The 19,799-nt window shown below is 69.2% G+C and carries 12 protein-coding genes; 6 read left to right on the forward strand and 6 right to left on the reverse strand.

Features of this window, described 5'->3' with window-relative positions:
• Positions 1 to 143: 143 nt before the first annotated feature.
• Positions 144 to 6,905: an Ig-like domain-containing protein gene (locus AB2385_RS06485; protein WP_367654137.1), complete on the reverse strand. Its 6,762-nt coding sequence runs from the start codon at positions 6,903 to 6,905 to the stop codon at positions 144 to 146.
• A 282-nt stretch (positions 6,906 to 7,187) separates the two neighbouring features.
• The gene (locus tag AB2385_RS06490) at positions 7,188 to 7,646 is read right to left on the reverse strand and encodes a hypothetical protein (protein WP_367654138.1); all 459 of its coding nucleotides are present in this window, start codon (positions 7,644 to 7,646) and stop codon (positions 7,188 to 7,190) included.
• Between the two features lie 208 nt (positions 7,647 to 7,854).
• Between AB2385_RS06490 and AB2385_RS06495 the strand changes: the two genes are divergently transcribed.
• From AB2385_RS06495 to AB2385_RS06510, 4 genes are all read left to right on the forward strand, one after another.
• On the forward strand, positions 7,855 to 8,664 hold the full coding sequence (locus AB2385_RS06495; RefSeq protein ID WP_367654139.1) for a hypothetical protein: 810 nt from the start codon (positions 7,855 to 7,857) through the stop codon (positions 8,662 to 8,664).
• A 178-nt stretch (positions 8,665 to 8,842) separates the two neighbouring features.
• Complete coding sequence (locus AB2385_RS06500; RefSeq protein ID WP_367654140.1) at positions 8,843 to 9,724, forward strand: DegT/DnrJ/EryC1/StrS family aminotransferase; 882 nt, start codon at positions 8,843 to 8,845, stop codon at positions 9,722 to 9,724.
• A 288-nt stretch (positions 9,725 to 10,012) separates the two neighbouring features.
• Positions 10,013 to 10,651, forward strand: coding sequence for an NAD(P)-dependent oxidoreductase (locus AB2385_RS06505; RefSeq protein ID WP_367654141.1), 639 nt, complete (start codon positions 10,013 to 10,015; stop codon positions 10,649 to 10,651).
• 539 nt (positions 10,652 to 11,190) lie between these two features.
• The gene (locus tag AB2385_RS06510; protein ID WP_367654142.1) at positions 11,191 to 11,823 is read left to right on the forward strand and encodes a 2'-5' RNA ligase family protein; all 633 of its coding nucleotides are present in this window, start codon (positions 11,191 to 11,193) and stop codon (positions 11,821 to 11,823) included.
• 175 nt (positions 11,824 to 11,998) lie between these two features.
• Here the strand turns inward: AB2385_RS06510 and AB2385_RS06515 are convergent, their stop codons facing one another.
• From AB2385_RS06515 to AB2385_RS06530, 4 genes are all read right to left on the reverse strand, one after another.
• Positions 11,999 to 13,375, reverse strand: a complete 1,377-nt coding sequence (locus AB2385_RS06515) for a lipopolysaccharide biosynthesis protein (protein ID WP_367654143.1) — start codon at positions 13,373 to 13,375, stop codon at positions 11,999 to 12,001.
• An 8-nt stretch (positions 13,376 to 13,383) separates the two neighbouring features.
• Positions 13,384 to 14,298 (reverse strand): DegT/DnrJ/EryC1/StrS family aminotransferase, encoded by a 915-nt coding sequence (locus AB2385_RS06520; RefSeq protein WP_367654144.1) that lies wholly within the window; start codon positions 14,296 to 14,298, stop codon positions 13,384 to 13,386.
• Positions 14,299 to 14,529: 231 nt separating this feature from the next.
• A complete protein-coding gene (locus AB2385_RS06525) occupies positions 14,530 to 14,766 on the reverse strand; it encodes a hypothetical protein (RefSeq protein ID WP_367654145.1) in 237 nt (78 codons plus the stop codon).
• A 143-nt stretch (positions 14,767 to 14,909) separates the two neighbouring features.
• Positions 14,910 to 16,520 carry a Gfo/Idh/MocA family oxidoreductase gene (locus tag AB2385_RS06530; RefSeq protein ID WP_367654146.1) on the reverse strand — a complete coding sequence of 537 codons (1,611 nt, stop codon included), beginning with the start codon at positions 16,518 to 16,520 and terminating at the stop codon, positions 14,910 to 14,912.
• A 197-nt stretch (positions 16,521 to 16,717) separates the two neighbouring features.
• Here AB2385_RS06530 and AB2385_RS06535 point away from each other — a divergent pair, with 197 nt between their 5' ends.
• Together AB2385_RS06535 and AB2385_RS06540 are read left to right on the forward strand one after the other, a co-directional pair.
• Positions 16,718 to 18,046, forward strand: coding sequence for a S41 family peptidase (locus AB2385_RS06535; RefSeq protein WP_367654147.1), 1,329 nt, complete (start codon positions 16,718 to 16,720; stop codon positions 18,044 to 18,046).
• A gap of 194 nt (positions 18,047 to 18,240) precedes the next feature.
• Positions 18,241 to 19,464 carry an MFS transporter gene (locus AB2385_RS06540; RefSeq protein WP_367654148.1) on the forward strand — a complete coding sequence of 408 codons (1,224 nt, stop codon included), beginning with the start codon at positions 18,241 to 18,243 and terminating at the stop codon, positions 19,462 to 19,464.
• The last annotated feature ends 335 nt before the right edge of the window (positions 19,465 to 19,799 follow it).

Below are 19,799 nucleotides of genomic sequence, written 5' to 3' on the forward strand. Positions count from 1 at the left end.
CTTGCCGAAGTCCACTTCGGCCGCCAGGATCCGCCGATAGTTAGGGTTTCGCTCAGTTCAGTTGTGTTATTGCTGTCCCACGCCCATGTTCCGCATATACAGATGACCGGGGACGGTCTTCATCCGTCCCCGGTCCTCTCTTCTCAACGCCACTCGCCCGGGGCCACTTTGTCCAGCAGCCGCTTGATCACCGTCGCCGCCTCCGCCCGGGTGGTCTGCTCCAGCGGGGCGAACGTACTGTCGGAACGGCCCTTCATCAGCCCCTCGGCCACGGCGAAGCGGACGCCGTCCTGCGCCCACGGGGCCACCTGGTCCCAGTCGGCCATCCGGGACAGCCGCTCGCCGGTCTCCCGGTCCAGCGAGCCAGGCAGGTTCAGCCGGTCGGCCATGCGGCTCAGCACCACCGCCAGCTCCTGGCGGGTCACCGGCACGTCCGGCCGGAAGGTGCCGTCCGGGTAGCCCGTCATGATGCCCGACCGGATGGCCCCGCCGATTTCGGCGGCCAGCGGGTCATAGGGCGAGATGTCGTAGTAGACCCGGGCGAACCGGTCGTCCTGGCCCAGTTTCAGCGCCCGCGTGAGGATGGCGGCCAGCTGCCCTCGGGTGATCGGCTGGCTTGGCGCAAACCGGGTGGGCGAGACTCCCCGGAGCACCTGCCGGGCGGCCATCTCGTGCACGATGGCGTAGGCCCAGTGGCCCGGCGGCACGTCCTCGAAGCGGTTCTCGTAGGCCAGCAGCACCGTGACCCCGGTGGTCGTCTGCGCCACCTCGATCCGGTCGCCTTCCGGCGCCAGGCGGCCGCCCAGCGGCTGGAGCTGGCTCGTCGGGTCCGTCTGGGCAAAAATCGCCAGGGTGACGGCTTCCACCGGGTCGGTCACCGGTACCGGATAGCTCAGCAGCAGCGGGCTCGGCAGCGTGGCGATGGGGGTCGTGGCCCCGCTGGCGGCGATGCGCACCAGCGAGACCTGAAGCGGTTCGCCCACCTGCCGGTAGCCGCCCACGCCCGTCCAGACCTCCAGGTAGCGGTTGTCGATCTGCCCCTCCGCCAGCACCACGGCCAGGCGCTCGTCCGCCGCCAGTTTCAGGTCTGCCACCAGCTCAGGGGTGAGGGTGACCGCACCCAGGCGGGAGGAGACGGTCACCGTTGCACCGGCGCCCGCCGCCCGCTGCAGGGCCGCGGCGTCCAGCAGCGCTACGCCGTAAGGCTGGTCGTCCAGGCGCACCACCACGGTGCGCTCGGCCTCGGGCACCTCGGCGGCCAGCAGCGACGCCACGGCAGCGCCCATATCCAGATCAGTCACTACAGCAGCGGCCACCTGGTCCGGCTGGGCCCCCGCGGGCGCCACGCTCTGCGCCAGGGACTTCTCCGCGCTGGTGGCCGGGCAGGCGAGCACACCCCCCTCACCCTCTTCGCAGAGGCCAACCGCCTCGGGCGGCTCCGTCCGGAAGGCGCTGACCAGCTCCGCGTCGGAGCCGCTCCCGCGCGTGGCCTGGATCCGGTAGGTGTAGCGGGTGGCCGGCTGCAGGCCGGTCAGCGTCACCGAATGCCGGGTGCCGTAGCCGGCGCTGCGGCTCTGCTCCTCGCCGCCATCGGGCCGGTAGTAGACCGTGGCCTCCGCCGTGTCGTCCGTCTCGAACCGCAGGGTGGCCCACTCGGCGCCGGTCTCCACCTCCACCGCGCCGATGGCCATCGGCCCCGGCTCACGGGTGAGGTTGATCGTGTAGACCTTGCTGGTGCCGTTCTCCGCCACCACCGTGACCGTGATGCGGTTGAGGCCCACCTTTAGGTCCTGGTTGCCCTCCACCCAGACCTTGCTCCAGGCGTCGCCCGCCTGGGCGTTCACGGTCACCTCGGTGACGTCGTAGGGCACGGTGGCGGTGTAGCTCGTCCGGTCAGGCCGGAACTCGGGCTGCAGCTTGCCCGGGCTGATGGAGAGGTCGACCAGCTCCGCCACGGTGGACTTGGCCCGCAGGAAGACCAGCAGGTAGGGCTTCCGGATGCCAGTGGCCGGCGAGTAGACCTCCACCTCCACCTCGCCGCCGCCGTCGCTCAGCGTGACGGGGGGCGAGGGCTTGCCGCTCTGGGCCTCCACCCAGTTGCTCTGCGGGTCGTCGGCCCGGCGCACCCGGATGCGCACATCCGGGTCCTGGGCGGTGGCGGTCACCTGCACCTGCGGCAGCCAGCCGGAGTAGACGACGCTGTAGCTGAGCACGTGCCGGTCAAAGGGCGGCGTCATGGTGCCCGCGGACGGTGCGAGCCCGGTGAGCCACAGGTCGTTCACGATGAGGTCGAAGGGCCGCAGGGAGGTGCCGCCCTCGGCATCGGTGGCCCGGACCGTGATCGTTGCGGTGCCGATCTTGCCCTCCACCGGCCGGAGCTGCAGCTTCCACTGCCCCGGGGCGACGGGCTTCACGATGATGTGCTCGGGATCGTTGGGCACCAGGCCCGGGTTGGCCGAGGTCACCTCGAGGGTGATCTGGGAGACGTCGGAATCCACGTCGGTGACCGTGATGTCGATCTCGTCGGTGATCTGGCCGATCTCGGTGCCCATGGTGGGGATCGGGGCGATCACCGGCGCGTCGTTGACCGCACGCACGTTGATGGTGAACTTCTGCCAGGGCGAGGCGTTCACGCCGCCGTAGTCGGTCCCGCCGTCGTCCACCAGCCGTACCTCCACCTCCGCGGTGCCGAAGGCGTCAGGCGCCGGGGTGTAGGTCAGGGTGCCGTTGGGCGCAACCGCCGGGCCCTCGGCGAAGAGGTCGGGGTTGTCCGTGACGACCTCGAACCAGACCTTCTGGTTCTCCTCGTAGGGCCCGGGGGTGATGGCCGTGGCCCAGTTGACCACCTTCTGCGGGCCGGCGTCCTCGTCCACGGTCTGGTTGGGGCCCTTCACGAAGGAGGGGGCATCGTTCACGGGCGTCACGATCAGCCGGAAGCTGCGGCTGGCCGAGGCGTACCCGTCGGAGATGGTGAGGGTGATGGTCGCCGTGCCGTACCGGTCCTTGGCCGGGTTGGCAGCGATGCTGGCCGTGCCGTACCAGTCGGAGTCGCCCTCCGTGAAGCCCTTCATCACCACCGAGAGGCTCCCGTCCGGCAGCAATTGCTTGTTGTCCGCCGTAATCGTCGCCTTCAGCGCGCTCGCCGGCGAGTCGACGTCGAAGTAGGTGAGGCTCACGCCGGCCAGCGCTTCGTCCTCGAGGATCGTCCGCTGGGACTCGGTGAACTCGCTCAGTACGGGCGGGTCGTTCACCGGCTCGACGGTCAGCGGGATCTCCAGGCGGGCCTGGGCCTGGTCGTCGCGGCTCCGGGTCTCGATGATGATGGTCGCCTTGCCATACTCATCCGGCTCCGGCTCCACCACCAGGCGGCGGTGGGCCCCCGATCCCTCGAGCCGGACGCTGTCGGCGGCCAGCAGGTAGGGGTTCTCCGGGTCGAGCGCGTAGGAAACCGAGACCTCCACCTCGCTCATGGGGGAATCGGGATCGTAGATCTCGACCTCACGGGCGAAGTAGCCGTCTTCCTTCATGGTGATCTCCTTGCCCAGGCCGATGATCCGGGGAGCATCAGGCACGGAGTGGACAGTAACAGAGATCGGTTTCGAGTTCACGCTCGCCTGACCGTCACTGAGGGTGATCACCACCTGAGCCTGCCCGAACTGGTCCGCCGCCGGGGTGATCACGAGCTCCCGATTGGTTCCCTGGCCCGTGAAGGTGAAGCTCTCGGGCGGCAGGAGCGTCGGGTTGTCGGACGCGGCGCTGAGGAGCAGCCGATCCAGGGGGGTTTCGACGTCCCAGACCCGCAGGTCCACCATGGCCGACTCGTCCTCATTCAGTTCCACCTTCTGGGCGTACACCGTCAGTTCCGGCTCGTCGTTGATCTCGCGCACATTCACGATCAGCACCGCCGAGGCTGCCTCTGATGCGCCGCTGATGGCCGTGAGATTGATCTGCACCGGGCCGCTCTTGTCCTTGTTCGGAGTGACCTGCAGCGTAAACGTGTCGACCCGGCCCGCGTGTTTCTCCGACACAACGATCACCGTGGCATCGTTGGCCAGGGCCTCCAGTTTGGTCCCGCCGGGGCCATCGATGTCTTCCACCACGATCTCGAAGAACGCTGTGGTGTCCTCATCCATGTTGGCTGCGGCGGGCAGCCTGATCACCGGCGGGTCGTCCACGGGGTCAACGATGAGTTCGAAAATCCAGGTGGCCGTCTTGTTGCCGCTGTCCTGCACAGTGACCGTGATCACCGTGGACCCGTTCGCATCTTTGAACGGACGGATGCGGAGCACCCGGTCGGTGCCGGATCCCTCGACAACGATGTAAGGCGGATCCGACGGGACCAGTTGGGTATTGCTGGAATGAATGTAGAAGGTATGGGAATCGTACGGATCGGGATCATACAGGTAGAAGGGTACGCTGACTGGCGTGTCCTCCTCGGTCCGTACCTTCTCAGGAATCCCCTCCAGGACCGGGTCGTCGTTCACGGGGTTGACCGTGAGCGTCAGGTAGTGGGTGGTGACCATATGGTACGGGTTCTCCGCCTCCACCACTACGACCACCTTGCCGAACTTGTCGGGGGCGGGCTTCAGCTCGAGCCGGTAGTATCCCGGGCTGACCGCGGTCAGCGTGACGCGGTCGTCGGGGAGCAGGACGGCGTCGCGGGAGAACACCCGTAGGGCATGGATCTTATCCGCAGGCGTCACGTTAAAGTGGAAGACGGCCGTCCCGTCCTCATCCACCACGGCCTCCTGCGGCAGGAGGTCGATCTTGAGCGGGGCAGAGATCACGACGTTGAACGACTTCGACACTTCATTGGATCCATCTTTGGCCACCACCGTGATGGACGTCGTGCCCTCCAGGCCGGGCCGGGGCGTGATGGTGAGCCGCCAGCGGTCGGGCCCGGTGTTCTGCACGAGCACGGTGAGCAGGTTCTGGTCTTCGGGCGTGGCCGTTACCCTGATCCCGCTGGCCATGTCGTCCACGTCGGTGATGCGCACGATGACGTCGAACTGCGTCACGCCGAGTTCCTTGAACACGTCCGGAATGTCATCTATCACCGGCGGGTCGTCGACAATGTTCACGGAAAGCCGGAACTCGCGCTTGACCGTGACCGAGCCGTCGCTCACCTGCAGGGTGATCTGCGTCTCGCCGTGCTCGTTGGCAGCAGGCGTGAGGGTCACGGTCCACCGGCTGCGCACCTGCTCGTCCGGGACAATTTCGATGCCGCTCGCGGGCAAGAGCCTGGTGTTCGAACTGAAAACATAGAGTTCTAGCTGGTCCTCGGGATCTGGATCGTCCGCCGCCACCACGAACCGGAACGGGGTGTCCTCATCGGTCTCCGTGTCGCCCGCGGGCGCCTCGATGATCACAGGCGGGTCGTTCCTGGGCCTGATCGTGAGCGTGAACGACCCCGTCGCAGTCCCGCCCTCCGCGTCCGTCACGGTGACGAACACCTGCGTCTTGCCATACACATCCTGACGGGGTGTCCAGCTCACGCTTACCTTACCAGCGTCCTTGGTAATCGTCGGTTCCTTGTCGAACCACTGCGCCTGGTTCTCCGCCGTGACCGCCACCTGCAACTCGCCGGGGTCGGTCTCGTCGTCGGAGACCGTGAACAAGAAGGTGAGCGTCTCATCCTCATCGATCGTGAGGTCCCTCAGGCCGCTGATCTGGGGCGGCTCGTTGGTCGAGAGCACGGTCACGGGGAAAGAGTGGGTCACCGAAGTCGTGCCGTCACTCACGGTCAGCGTTACGTTGGCCTTGCCGCTCTTCTCCTTCACCGGGGTGATGGTCAGCGTCCGGCTGGCGCCGCTGCCCGTCACGGCGACCGACAGCAGTTCCGGGGCGTTCGTCGACGCCGTGACGGTGAGGTCGTCGCCGTCCCGGTCGACCACCCGGACCGTCAGTGGGTCATCCACCGCCTGCATGCCCACCTTGGGCTCACCGATCTGCACCGGCACCGTCACCGGGGCGTTCTCCGCCGTCTCGATCTGCGCGGGCGCAGACTTCACCACCGGCGGGTCGTTGACGGGCGTCACCGTCACCGCGATGGTGGCGTTGGTGTAGAGGTTGCCGGCGTCGGTCGCCGTCACGGTGACCGTCACGGTTCCATGCTGATCAGGTGCGGGCGTGATGGTAAGCACGCGCTTCGCACCTGCGCCCTCCACCCGCAGGCCGCTCTGCGCCACGATGGTCGTGTCACCGGAGAAGGCCGTCACCTTCACGCCGGCCGGGTCTTCGTCCCGGATCTCCAGCGGAACCTGCACGCTGCCGTCCTCCGCCACGGTCGCCGTGGCCGGCGCCACGATCGCCGGAGGCAGGTTCCGCTTCGCCATCTCGATGCGGAAGGCGAAGTCGCTGTCGTACGCCTTCCACGCCCCGGGCTGGTGCTGGAGCAGCTGGTATCCCGGCGCGGCGTTCGGGTCGTCCACGTCAAACCAGTAGAACGTCGTGGGCTTCCCCGGCCGCGTCTCACCCGCGCTGGTCACCACCAGCGCGTAGGGCTGGTTCACGGTCAGCCACCCGCCGGCGCGCGGCTCCAGCTCCACCGTGGTCCACTGGGGCACCGTGCCCGCCTTGTACGGCGGAACCTCCGCCGCCGGCACCACGGCCTCGGCCAGCACCTCGTCGCCCAGCGCGTTGCCGGATACGGCCCGGACCTCAATCCGGAGCGCTGCCGTGTCGCCGGAGCGCGCCAGCGGCAGGCTGACCCGCTCGACCACCCCGGTCACGCCGGCCGTGAAGACCTGGGCGCAGGCGTAGTCCGCCCGGCACTCCTGCGGCACGGGGTTGTCATTCACCCGCTCCTGTTCGCGGATCAGCTCGGCGCCGCAAGCCAGGGGAGCCAGCGCATCTGACAGCAGCAGCAGAGTCAGGGCAACGGCAAACCGTTTTACTCGGGTCATCCCACGTGATCCTCCCGCTTCTCCGAACTTGGCATCGAAAGCCGCCGCGTATCTGCATAAGGCTTGAAGGACTATTACCTAAACCTTGTTCGCCCGGCGACCATGGATTTCCTTTCACCATGCGCCCTGGGGCCGCTCCCGAGCCCTGGCAGGCGGCAGAAAAAAAGCGGGCCGACCCGGCCTGCACGGGTCGGCTCTCGGCTTGCTGCTCCCTATGGGAATCGGCCCCGGTCTCCGGCTTCAGCCACGCGGACGGGCGCCGCAGGACACGGCGTTCCATCCTCACGCCCGCTCCTCGTAGCACTGCCGGGCGTACTGGTCAGGGATCCAGCCCCAGCCCCAGATCGGCGTGGGCTGGCTCGGCACCGTCCCCAGCACCTCCACGGGATCGAGGTTGGACGAGAGCACGGTGCAGTGGTGCTGCCAGTTGGCGCCGAAGTCGAACACGTAGGTGAACCGCTCTCCCCGCTTCACCTCCGCCCCCACGCGGACCTTGTCATACGGGCGCACCGCCCGCGGGTTCCCCTCCTCGGGGACGCCGAAGCAGCGTCCGTCGGCGAAGCGGAACTCGTGCAGATGGCTGAGATCCCACCGGGCAAAGCCCAGGTCGATGGCCGTCGCCAGGTCCATGAAGGTATGGGAAGGCCCCACCAGGAAGATGCGGCCGGGCTGCGGCGCGAACTTGAGCCCTGCCCCGGATACCAGATCCACCCGAAGGGTAAACCAGCCTCTTACCGCCAAATCGGTGCCTCCTCCGCAGTGCGCGGCGCTCTCCTGAGGACGCCGCGCGCCGATTGCATGGCACTACTGCTTCGCACGCCGACCGGCGAACTCCTGCACCCGCCGCAGGGAGAGGGAAAAATCTGGGCGGGGGGCTGGCAGCGCCGTTCTAGGCCTGCCCCTCGGACCATAGCCTGTGAGCGATCAACCTTCGCGAAGGAGCGGTCGCATGCGGCGTGTCTGGCACCGCATCTACTCCGACTTCCTCATGCCGCCCCGCCTGGCCGAGTACCGTTCCCTCCTGGAGGCCGCCCTGAACCGGGGCTATGAGGTGCACTCGGTGCTCTCGTTCTGGCAGGCGAGCCGGGGCGGCCTGGACCCCGGTCGCCGCTACCTGATCAACCGGCACGATGTGGACACAGACGTCGGAACGGCCCTCCAGATGCACCGCATCGAGCAGGACCTCGGGGTGAGGGCCTCGTACTATTTCCGCCTACGCACCCTGAACGTGCCTTTCATGCGGGAGATCGAACGGGCGGGCAGCGAGGCCAGTAACCACTTCGAGGAGATCGCCACCGTGAGCAAGCAGAAGGGGCTCTGCACGCGACAGCAGGTGGAGCAGCACATGCCCGAGATTCGCGCCCTTTTCCGGAGCAACTTCACGTACGTCCGCGCCCTGACGGGGCTGCCCATGCTCACCGTGGCCTCGCACGGCGACTTCGTGAACCGACGCCTCCGGATCGCCAACCATGAGCTGCTGAACGACGACCTCCGGCGCGAGCTGGGCATTGTGGTCGAAGCCTATGACGAGTCCCTGACCAGCCTCTTCACGGAACGGTTCACCGACACCCTCTACCCCCGGTTCTGGCGCACCTACTCCCCGCTCGTGGCCATCGAGCGGGGAGACGCGGTGATCCAGATTCTCACCCATCCGCGCCACTGGCGGTCTGCGCCCCTGGTCAACCTGGCCGACAATCTGCGCCGCCTGACCGAAGGGGTGACCTACGAGGTCAGGGCCGTCATGCGCAAAGGGGCGTGACGGCAAATGGAGCGAAAGCGCATCTGGTGGTGGGCCGCGGGAGCCGCCACCCTGCTCCTGCTGGCGTACGTGAGCTGGCAGTTCGGCGTGTTCGCCCGGCCGCACCAGGCGGCGCCCCTGGTCGTGCCCAGGGCAGGGCCGCCGCCGGGCGGGGACGGGGAGCCCTTCGGCAGGGGCGATGCCATGCCGCCGGGCGAAGGAGAACCGCCAGCGGGGGGCGATCCGGCGGGAGGGAGCGCTGCTGTCCATTCCGCGCGACAGCCGCGTCCTCATCCCCGGCCGGGGGCTGGACAAGATCAACCACGCCCTCTTCGGCCACCCCGCACCCCTCCCCGCCCTGCGCGAACTGGCCGACCGGCACGGGCTGCTCCTGATCGAGGACGCGTGCGAGGCGCTGGGCTCCACCCTCCACGGCGTGCCCTGCGGCAGCCCCCGGTACGCCCACGGCGCCGTGTTCGCTTTCTACCCCAACAAGCAGATCACCACGGGCGAAGGCGGCGTGGTGGTCACAGACGACGACCGTGCGGCCGCCCTCTGCCGCAGCCTGCGCAACCAGGGGCGAGGCGAGGACGGCGCCTGGCTGACCCACGTGCGCCTCGGCTACAACTACCGCATGGACGAGATGAGCGCCGCCGTGGGCGCCGTGCAGATGGCGCGGCTGCAAGAACTGCTGGACAGGCGGGCCCGGGTGGCCGCAGCCTACCGGCGGCGCCTGGCGGAGATCCCCGGGGTCACGCTCCCTGAGGCGGCCCCGGGGGCGCAGGTGCAGTGGTTCGTCTGGGTGGTGCGCCTGGACCCGGCCATCGACCGGGACCGGGTGATGCAGTTCCTGCTCGGCCGGGGCATCGGCTGTCGGCCTTACTTCCCCCCGATCCACCTGCAGCCGTTCTACGTCGAGGTGTTCGGCTGCAGGCCCGGGGACCTGCCGGTTACCGAGGCCGTCGCCCGGACGGTGCTGGCCCTGCCCTTCCACGGGGGCCTGAGCGATGCGGAGATCGACGAGGTCGCCGCGGCGCTGGCGGAGGCGGTCGTTTGCGCCGCTGTGCGCGGTGGACGGTGACAGGTGCTGGATCACCGGCGGATGGCCAGTCGCAGGAGTGGCGTGCGGCGCCAGATCCGGGTCGATGCCGGGTGCTGGGCCGAGAGCGATGAGGGTGGAAGGGCGCCGGATGGCGCGTCTCGCGCAGCCGGTGGTAAACTATGGGTAGTGGCGGCAGGCGGGATGACCCGCTAGCTCCGGCGGTGGGATGGCGCGGGTGCGGCCGTGCGGGATCGACGGGCACACGCCCCCACCCCCGGGGCTCACTGGTTGCCAAGCCACAAACCCGTGATGAAGGAGCGGTTGCGCATGAAGATCGCCGTGATCGGGGCCAGCGGTAAGGCCGGTAGGTTGATCGTGGAAGAAGCCGTCAACCGCGGGCATGAGGTAACCGCGATTGTGCGCGACGCGAAGAAGGTCACCCGGCCAGACGTCAAGGTGGTGGAGAAGAGCATCTTCGACCTGACGGCGGAGGACCTCAAGCCCTACGACGTGGTGGTGAACGCCTTCGGCGCCCCGCCCGGAGAGGAGCAGGCCCACGTTGACGCAGGGCGCACGCTGATCCGGGCGCTGAAGGGGACCGACGTGCGCCTCATCGTCGTGGGCGGCGCCGGGAGCCTCTACACCGACGAGAGCAAGACCCTCAGGGTGCTGGACGCCCCGGGGTTCCCGGAGGCGTACAAGCCCACCGCCAGAGGGCAGGCCCGCAATCTCGAGGACCTGCGCGCCACCACAGACGTGAAGTGGACGTTCATCAGCCCGTCGGCCGTGTTCGATCCTAACGGCAAGCGAACGGGCCAGTACCGCACGGGGAAAGACGTGCTGCTGCATAACTCCCGGGGCGAGAGCTACATCAGCTATGCCGACTACGCCATCGCCGTGCTCGATGAAATCGAGAAACCGAAGCACTTAAACGAACGGTTTACGGTTGTCGGAGAGAAGGAGTGACAGACGCCACCGGTCAGCGTTCCTGACTGGCTCGGTGCGTGGTCGTTCCTCAGCGGCAACACGGCCCGACAAGAGCGGTGCACGTACGCACCGCTCTTTTTCATGCCCGCCCAGCGGCTCGTCGGGCGCCTGCCGACGCCCCAGTTCGCACCCGCCCCCTCGCCGCCTCCTCCGTCTTGTCCCCCTTACGGCGGGGTGTTGGTCATCCTGCCACCATCCTCGCGCTGCCTCCCATTTTCCTCACCGTGCTTACGCCATCAAGCTGGTCCCTCCCGCCTCATCCTTCCGGTGCCTACCATCCCCCTTCTCCGCTCTTGCGGCAGCGAGGTGGTCACCCCGCCGTCGTCCTTCTGGTGCGTCCCATTCCCCTCACCGCCGTGGCGGCACCGAGGTGGTCACCTCGCCGCCGTCCTGCCGCTGCCTCCCATACCCCCACCGTCCTTGGAACGCCACGGAGAGCACAGTCGGGGGTTGCGGTCGTAACGATGGCGCGATATGATGGCGACATTATCAGAATAATGACAGAGGGGGTTGCATGCTTGGACTTCTCAGCTCCGACCTACGTAATTCTCCCTGTCCAGTCGCCCATCGCCGATCAGATCCTGCGAATCCGGGAGCGCTACGGGCACCCGTTGGCCTACCCGGTAGAGGTGACCGTGGCGGGGTCCAGCGGGGTAGGCACCCTCGAGCCCGATCAGGATCCCGAAGCGGTCGTGCAAGTGCTGGAGCGCATCGCCGCAAGCACCCGGGCGTTTCAGACCGAGTTCGGCGAGGTCCGCCGGTTTCCCGGGACGAACATCTTCTGGCTATCCTTGAAGGACGAAGCACCTTTCCGAGAGCTGCATCAGCGGCTCAAGGAATCACAAATTCGGTTCCAGCCAAGCCCTTTCCCTTTCCAACCGCACTGCACGCTGCAAGTTCGGCAGCGTAGCGAACAAGAAGCGACAGAACTGCTGCGCCTGCGGGTGCCCGGCTCGGTTGTCTTCGACGAGATTGCGCTGGCTTCCGAGGTGCGGAACGAGAGCGGGCAGCTGGAGTGTCCCATCCTCTGGCGCGCGAAACTGGCCAGCTGCTCCGCCAGCGTCAGCCAGCGGCGCTCGTTGCGGGACGGGAAGCTGGTCGGGGACGGCCGGAAGCAGACGGGCAGGTACGGATTGTGGTGCGGCAGGTAGACCCGGCCCCGCCGGTTCAGGTAGAGCACCGCCTCCAGCCGCGCCCCGTCCCCCTGGGACTGCCCGAAGACCAGCCGCTCCGGCCGGACCCCCCACCTGATGCGGTTGAACTCGTGCCATCCGTCCAGCGCCAGCGGGTTGGGCCAGTGCGTCTCCATCCTTCCCTCCCCCTTCCCTATGACTCCCGGACCGCGCCGACACCGCCCCGGCGCTGCCAGCCCGGCCGGCTGATGGCCAGGAGCATCACCGCGTAGAGCGCCAGGTAGCTCGCCGTCATCGCCCCGCCGTACAGCGCCACGGCCACCCCGGGGAGAGCCCCCAGCCCCTTCGCCGCCACCAGCGCACCGAGGACCAGGATCAGGCGGCCGGCGTCCCAGCACAGCTGCAGGTCCTGCCGCTCCAGGGCGTCGAGGGTGTACGAGAGCGGCACGACCACGAACCTGGCCAGCATGGTCAAGACCAGCACCTGGGTATACATCCCCGCCTCGCGCCATTCGGGCCCGAACACGAAACTGAACAGCTGCGGACCGAAGGCCCCGAGGAAGAGGATCGGCGGGGCGCCGACCAGCAGCAGCCGCCGGGCCAGCTGCTGGAAGAGCGGCCGGACTCCCCGGGGCTCCTCCCGGGCGAGGCGGGCCACCTCGGCCGCGTACACCTGAGCAACCGCCTGGCCCACCAGCGTCATGGGCGCGTCGATCATCCGCTGACCCAGGGCGTACCAGCCCGCGACCTGGGTGCCGTAGAAGAGGCCCAGGAGCAGCTGCGCCACCTGCAGCCCGCCGCTGTTGAGCAGGCCCGCCCCTGCGGCGAGGAGCGGAAACCGGCGGAAGCGGACGGCCGCGGCCCGCATCTCCCGGAGGGAGAGCAGGCGGAGCGGGCTGACCCGCGTGCCCGGGTCCCGTCCCAGCAGCACCAGGGCACCTGCGCCGTAGCCCGCGGCCCGTCCCACCACCAGGCCCAGTGCGCCGGCGCCCGCCGCGCCGAGGCCGATCTGCAGCCCTCCGGAGACGGCCGACTCCACCACCCGCGACCGGGTGATGCGGCGGAAGGCCTGCTGGCGGGTCGCCCAGCCGCCGCCCGCCTGGAGGATGCCGAAAGCCAGCAGGGTGAGCGGGAAGAGCCAGACCATCTCCGTCGGGACGGCCGCGGCCAGGCCCCACGGGTCCAGCCGGCGCAGGAACCAGAGCACCGCCCAGGCGAGGGCGCTCACAGCCCCGGCGACGAGGGCGGAGAGCGCCGCCAGGTTGGCGCTCCCCTCCACCGTGGGGGCGATGGGCACGGCCATCTCGTACCGCAGGCAGACGGCCGAGGACAGGATGGCGAGCGCCGACGTGTAGAGGGCGTAGACGCCCATCTCTTCGGGCGAGTAGATGCGGGTGATCACCGGGGAGGTGAGCACCACCAGCGCCTGGGAGAGGGCGCTGCCCCCGGCCACCAGGGCCACCGCCCGCGTGAGCGGGCCCGCGTCCAGGAAGCGCTGCAGGAACCGGGGACGGTGTTCCGTCGGGCGCAGGCCGGAGCGTTTCAAGGCGCGCAGGACTCGTGCGACCATGCCCACCCTCACCGCAGCGCAGCCCGGAGCGCCGCTGCGACCTCGTCCTGCTGGTCCCGGCGCAGGAAAGGACCGATCGGCAGGGAGAGCACCTCCCGGGCGGCGGCCTCGGCCGCGGGCAGGCTCAGGTTCAGGTGCCGGAAGACCGGCAGCCGGTGCAGCGGCACGGGATAGTAGACCATGGTGCTGATTCCGCGCTCCGAGAGAGCCCGCTGCACTTCGTCGCGCCGCCCGTTGAGGATCCGGATGGTGTACTGGTGAAAGACGTGCTCCACCTCCGGGCGGACGGCGGGCAGCACCACCCCGGGCAGGTCGGCGAGGATCTCCTGGTAGTACGCTGCGGCGGCCTGCCGGCGGCGGTTCCACTCGTCCACGTGGGGCAGCTTCACCCGGAGGATGGCGGCCTGCAGGACGTCGAGCCGGGAGTTGTAGCCCACCCGCTCGTGGTAGCACTTGCGGCGGGAGCCGTGGGCCCCGGCGAGGTCCCGGAGGCGGGCCATCTCGGCCGCGTGCCCGAAAAGGTGCACCGGCACGATCGCCCGGGTGCGGGGCGTGACGGCCGCCGCGGCCAGGTCCGGGTCGAGGGTGAACGTGTCCGGATCGATGTCCGCAAAGACCGGGGTGGCCCCCGCGTGGCAGATGGCCTCGACGGTGGCGAAGAACGTGAACGGGGTGGTGATCACCTCGTCTCCCGGCCCCACCCCCAGGGCGCGCAGGGCGATGACGAGGGCATCGGTGCCCGAGTTGAGCGTTATGGCATGGCGCACGCCCAGGTAGGCGGCCAGCTCCCGCTCCAGCGCCTCCACCTCGGGGCCCAGGATGAACTGGCCGGAGCGCAGCACCTCCTGGATGGCCCCCTGCTGGGGCTCCCACAGGAACTCCACCTCTGCGGCCAGGTCCAGCATCGGAACCCGCTCACGCATGGGTCTCACCCATCCCTTCCATGTGTGGCCTCCGGCGTCGGAGCGGCCGCGGTGATGCCCCCTGTCGTCACGCCCGCCGGGGTTGCAAATGCGGCCTCCGCCCCCGTGGCCGCGCCCGTCCATACGCAGACCGCCGGCCCGGTCGCCGCGGTCACACCCGTCTCCGGCGCGCCGCCCGCCGGCGCCGCCGGCGCCCGAAGCGCCTGCCGCCCCTCCTCCGCGGCCGCCGGCTCACATGGCGCGGACGCCCCCGGGGAAAGGCGCCGGGGAGGCGGTGTAGAGCACGGGCTTCGGACGAATCGGCTCCACCGGCGGCTCCGCGGGGTCAACGATGCGGAGGCTGTCGAGGGAGGTGAACTCCCAGAAGCGGCTCCGGAAGGCCGCAGCCAGGGCGTTCGCCGCGTCGGCGGCACGGACGGGGTCGATGTCGACCACGGCGAGCTGGATCACCTCCGTGTCCCGCACCACCGAGACGCGGATGCGCTCCTGGAACTGGTCCAGGCTCTCCTGGAGCGGCCACGGCGGCGCCGGTGCAGAGCAGGAGGGGCAGCAGGACCCACACGAACCGCCGGCCCAGCATGGCGAAGACGTCCCGCAGGCTGATGCGATCGTCAGCCACGGAGGACACGCCCCTCCGCCCGCCGGTAGGTCTGGCCGCACGCATCGCACCGGCCCGCCGACTCGCCAGCGGGGAACACGATCCGGTTGCCGCAGCGGCAGACCCAGCCGATGATGCGGGCCGGGTTGCCCACCACCAGGGCGTGGTCGGGCACGTCACGGGTGACCACGGCGCCCGCCGCGACGAAGGCGTGCTCCCCGATGGTCACGCCGCACACGATGGTGGCGTTGGCGCCCAGGGTCGCCCCCCGCCTCACCAGGGTGCGCCGGAGTTCGTGCATGCGGGGCGTATGGCTGCGCGGGTTGCGCACGTTGGTGAAGACCACCGACGGGCCGCAGAAGACCTCGTCCTCCAGCTCCACGCCCTGGTAGATGGACACGTTGTTCTGCACCTTCACGCGGGCACCCACGCGCACGTTGGGGCCGATCATCACGTTCTGGCCGATGGTACAGCCGGGCCCGATGGTGCAGTTGGCCAGGATGTGGGAGAAGTGCCACACCCGGGTGCCGGGGCCGATGACCACGTTTTCGTCCACGTAGCAGGACTCGTGCACGAACGCACCGGGGAACCGGTCGGAGGCGCCGCCGCCGGGAGAGGCGGCCGGAGTGCCGGCGGCGGCACCCGGTGCAGCGTGTCCGGCGGCGGTAACCCTCCTCTGACACGCCTCCAGCACCGCCAGGACCGCCAGCGCCTCCCGTCCGTCGGTCTCCGGGCTCCGGCGGCTGGCCACGCACTCCAGGAAGTGGCGGCACTCGGCCATCAGCGGTTCCTCGGGAGTGTAGTCCACCGGCACGGGCTCGCCCTGCCGGGGCACCGGCCGCCCGTCCTGCCAGTCGGCGCCCGAGGGGAAGAGCAGAAGCTTGTGGTCCGGATCGGTGTCAGTAAAGACCGCCATCCGCCGGTCACCCACCACCGTGATCCGCTGCTGTTTGAGCGGATGCAGCCACGAGAAGAGCAGGTAGGCCGCCGCCCCGCCCGGGAACGCGAGCGCCGCCGCAAACACGTCCTCCACCCCCGGCTGCAGGAAGGCGCTCCCCTGTCCCCGCACCCGGACCGGGGCCTCCTCCATGAGCCACAGCACCACCGAGACGTCGTGCGGGCCCAGCGACCAGAGCACGCTCTCCTCCCGCCGGAACCGGCCCAGGTTCACCCGCTCGGCGATGATGTACTGGATGCGCCCGAGGTCGCCGTCTGCCACCAGCTGCTTCAGCCGCCGCACGGCCGGGTGGTACCGCAGCAGGTGGCCGACCATGAGGATGCGCCCCTCCGCCTCCGCCAGCCGGACGAGCTGCTCACCCTCGGCATGCGAGAGGCAGAGCGGTTTCTCCACGAACACGTCCTTGCCCGCCTGAAGGGACCGGCGCACCAGGTCGCCATGCGTCGCCGCCGGCGTGGCGATGGCCACCGCGTCCACCGACGGATCGGCCAGCGCCTCCTCCAGCTCATCGGTCACGATGGCCCCCGGGTACCGCAACCCGAGTGACCGCCTGAGACTCTCGTCCACTTCCACGACCCGACGGAGGGCGCCCAGCGCGTGGAACGTCCGCACCAGGTTGGCCCCCCAGTACCCAGCGCCCACACACGCCACCCGGGGCACTCTCACAACTCGTCTCCCCTTCCCTACACCTCAAGAGGCTATGCGGGGACAGGCCGGTACTTGCCGGGAAATGTGAGGTCAACGTGCCGAGCCTCTCCAGCCAGGGAGTCCCGGTCCAGCCACACGCAGGGGTTGCGACCCGGCAGGCAGAAGAAGCATCCATGGCCGCGCTGACGGCCCAACCTGACACGGGGGGATCGCCCATGGGAGCCACAGTCCGGCGACGCTGGTACCGGCGACGTTGGGTCAGGGTGCTTTTCGGCTGTCTCACCACCGTTCTGATCCTGCTGGGCATCGCCGGATTCGCCCTGTACCGGGCGATGACCAGCGTCGCCCGGCCCGGACCCGTCTGGGAAGGCCCGCTCACGCCCGAGCAGCGGGAGGAGATCTTCGATGCGCTCTGGACCACCGTCTACCGCCACTACTCCTACCTCGAACTGAAAGGGATCGACTGGAAGGCCCGCCGGGCGACCTACTGGCCGCAGGCCCAGGCGGCGCCCGACGACGTCGCCTTCTACCGCGTGCTCGAGCGGATGGTGGCCTCGCTAGACGACGGGCACACCCGCCTGATCTTCTACCCGGGCCAGGAGCCGGTCACCACGCCGCCCCTCACTCTCGGCTGGGTGGAGGAACAGTACGTAGTGCTGGAGGTCGACGATGCGCTGACGGACCAGGTGAAACCGGGCGACCGGCCCACCGCCGTCGACGGGCGGCCCGTGGCCGAGGTGGCGGCGGAGCTGCGCCCCTACATCGGCGAGGCGACGGAGGTGCGCCGCCAGCGCCGTATTGCCCGGAGCCTGCTCTCCGGTCCGCCGGCCACGACCGTGGCCGCGACCTTCGTCCGGCCCGACGGCACCCAGTACACGGTGGCACTGGAACGACCGGATCCCGAGCCGGGAAGCCCCGGCGCCGGGCCGCTGCCCTCGCAGGTCTCTTCCCGGGAGATTGACGGGTTCGGGTACATCCGGATCGCCAGCTGGTCGGGCGACGCCGTGTACGGCTTCGACCAGACCCTGGAGCAGTTCCGGGATGCCCCGGGGTTGATCATTGACGTGCGGGGCAACGGCGGCGGAAACGACATGCTCGCCAGCCAGGTCGCCGGCCGCCTGTTCACGGAAAAGCAGTTTTTCGCCCGCTGCCGCTTCCGCGTCTACCCCTTCTGGACCCCTGCGTTCCGTCGCTACGTCGAGCCCCGGGGCCCCTGGACCTACACCGGCCCGGTGGTGCTGCTGATCGACGAGGGCGTGTACAGTTCCAACGACTTCTTCGTGGGCGGACTGGCCCGGAGCGGCCGGGTCACGACCGTGGGCCGGCCTACGGGTGCGGGATCTGCCAACCCGGAAATCTTCACCCTGCCCGGGGGCGCGCAGCTCCGGCTTTCCCGGTGGATCGAGTACTTCGCCGACGGGACCCCGGTCGAAGGGAACGGAACCCGGCCGGACATCGAGGTGATCCTCACCATCGCAGACATCGCCGCCGGTCGTGACCCCGACCTTGAGACCGCCCTCGCGGTCCTGCGGGGTGAGCGCTAGCAATCGAGTCGCGACCGGGCCCGGCCCCTCCTGAGGGGCCGGGCCCTGCGTGATGCGGTGCGGAGCCCCGGCACCGCCCCCGCCCGCAGATGACTGGCACTCGCGGGCGATTGCCGGTCGGAGTATGGCGAATTTCCTGCAGATGCCTTATGATGAACACTACGTACTATTATCAAGCGAAAGAAGGCCGCTCCGTGACCCGTATCCAGCAAGGCTCCCGCGAGTACCGCAGGGTCACGCTCGCCCTCTTCCTCGGTGCCCTGTCGGTCTACGCCAGCCTGTATGTCACCCAGCCCATCCTGCCGCTTCTCTCGGAAGCCTTCGGCATCACGCCGGCGCACGCCAGCCTGTCGGTGTCCGTGGCTACGGTAAGCCTGGCGCTTTCCCAGGTGCTGGTCGGCCCCCTGGCCGACTCCCTGGGCCGCAAGCCCGTGATGACCTTCGCCATGCTCGCTGCGGGCGTGATCGGCGTTGCGGCGGCCCTCGCACCCAGCTTCGGCCCCTTCCTGTTCCTGCGGTTCGTGCATGGCCTGGTGATGGCCGGCCTGCCCGCCACCGCCATGGCCTACCTGGCCGAAGAGATCGACGCCCGCCACCTCGGGGCCGCCATGGGCCTCTACATCGCCGGCAACTCGGTGGGCGGGCTCAGCGGGCGCATCATCGCCGGCATGGCAGCGGATTTCTGGGGCTGGCGGGCAGCCGTGGGCAGCATCGGCGTGATGAGCCTTGCCTGCGCCCTCTGGTTCACCCGCACCCTCCCGCCCTCCCGCCACTTCCGGCCCCAGCCGCTGCAACCGAAGCGCCTCGTGCTGTCGCTGCTGCGGGCCTGGGGCGATCCCTTGCTGCGCACGCTGTACATGGTCGGCTTCCTGGCGATGGGCTCGTTCGTGGCCCTGTACAACTACGTCAGCTACCACCTGATGGCGGCGCCTTACAACCTCAGCCCGGCCCTGGTGGGCTGGATCTTCCTGCTTTACCTCGCCGGAACGTTCAGTTCGGCGTTTCTGGGCCGCCTCTCGGACCGGTACGGACGTGCACCAATGCTCGGCCTCAGCCTGGCCATCCAGCTGACCGGTGCCACCGTCTCCCTGGCCGGCCCGCTGCTGGTGAAGATCCTCGGCATCGCGATCTTCACGTTCGGCTTTTTCGGGGCCCACTCCATCGCCAGCGGCTGGGTGGGGCAGCGGGCCGTCCGCGACAAGGGCGCTGCCTCCGCCCTCTACCTCTTCACCTACTACCTTGGATCCAGCCTCGCCGGCACCACCGCGGGGCTCTTCTGGATGCGCTTTCACTGGCCGGGCGTGGTGGGGTTCATCGCCTGCTTCCTCGTTGCGGCCCTCGGCCTGGCCGCTCTCTCCCGGCGTCTGGAGGCGTCGACCCCGCCGCAGCAGCATGCGGTCTCCCAGACCCAGCGGTAGGGAGTAGTTCTGTTCGTGCCCTCCGTTTGACGGCGGCCGGGGATACGTGCGCCCCGGCCGCGTTGCGTTCTGTTCGTGTTCACTGTTGATGACGGCCGGAGAGGGGGGCGCCCGACCGCGTTGCGTACTGTTCGTGCCGACTGTGGGTGGCAACAGCGGGGTACCACCACCCGGGTAACGGCTGTCGCAATCGCAGTCGCGGGTGCGACCTCCACGGGCAGATGGTGTTGATGGTGCCGGGAAGGTGCCCCAGCGTCTGTGGTGATTACTTTGCCTACTGTCCCGACTCCCCCCTCGCGTCTGCGCCTTCATCACGGCGGCCCCTGCAACCAAGC

The sequence above is a fragment of the Symbiobacterium sp. genome (assembly GCF_040797425.1).
GTDB lineage: Bacteria > Bacillota > Sulfobacillia > Symbiobacteriales > Symbiobacteriaceae > Symbiobacterium.

Excerpts from the sequence above, each read along its gene's own strand:
- AB2385_RS06485 (WP_367654137.1), bottom strand. The coding sequence starts at position 6,905 with ATGACCCGAGTAAAACGGTTTGCCGTTGCCCTGACTCTGCTGCTGCTG.
- AB2385_RS06495 (WP_367654139.1), top strand. The coding sequence starts at position 7,855 with ATGCGGCGTGTCTGGCACCGCATCTACTCCGACTTCCTCATGCCGCCC.
- AB2385_RS06500 (WP_367654140.1), top strand. The coding sequence starts at position 8,843 with ATGCCATGCCGCCGGGCGAAGGAGAACCGCCAGCGGGGGGCGATCCGG.
- AB2385_RS06505 (WP_367654141.1), top strand. The coding sequence starts at position 10,013 with ATGAAGATCGCCGTGATCGGGGCCAGCGGTAAGGCCGGTAGGTTGATC.
- AB2385_RS06515 (WP_367654143.1), bottom strand. The coding sequence starts at position 13,375 with ATGGTCGCACGAGTCCTGCGCGCCTTGAAACGCTCCGGCCTGCGCCCG.
- AB2385_RS06520 (WP_367654144.1), bottom strand. The coding sequence starts at position 14,298 with ATGCGTGAGCGGGTTCCGATGCTGGACCTGGCCGCAGAGGTGGAGTTC.
- AB2385_RS06535 (WP_367654147.1), top strand. The coding sequence starts at position 16,718 with ATGGGAGCCACAGTCCGGCGACGCTGGTACCGGCGACGTTGGGTCAGG.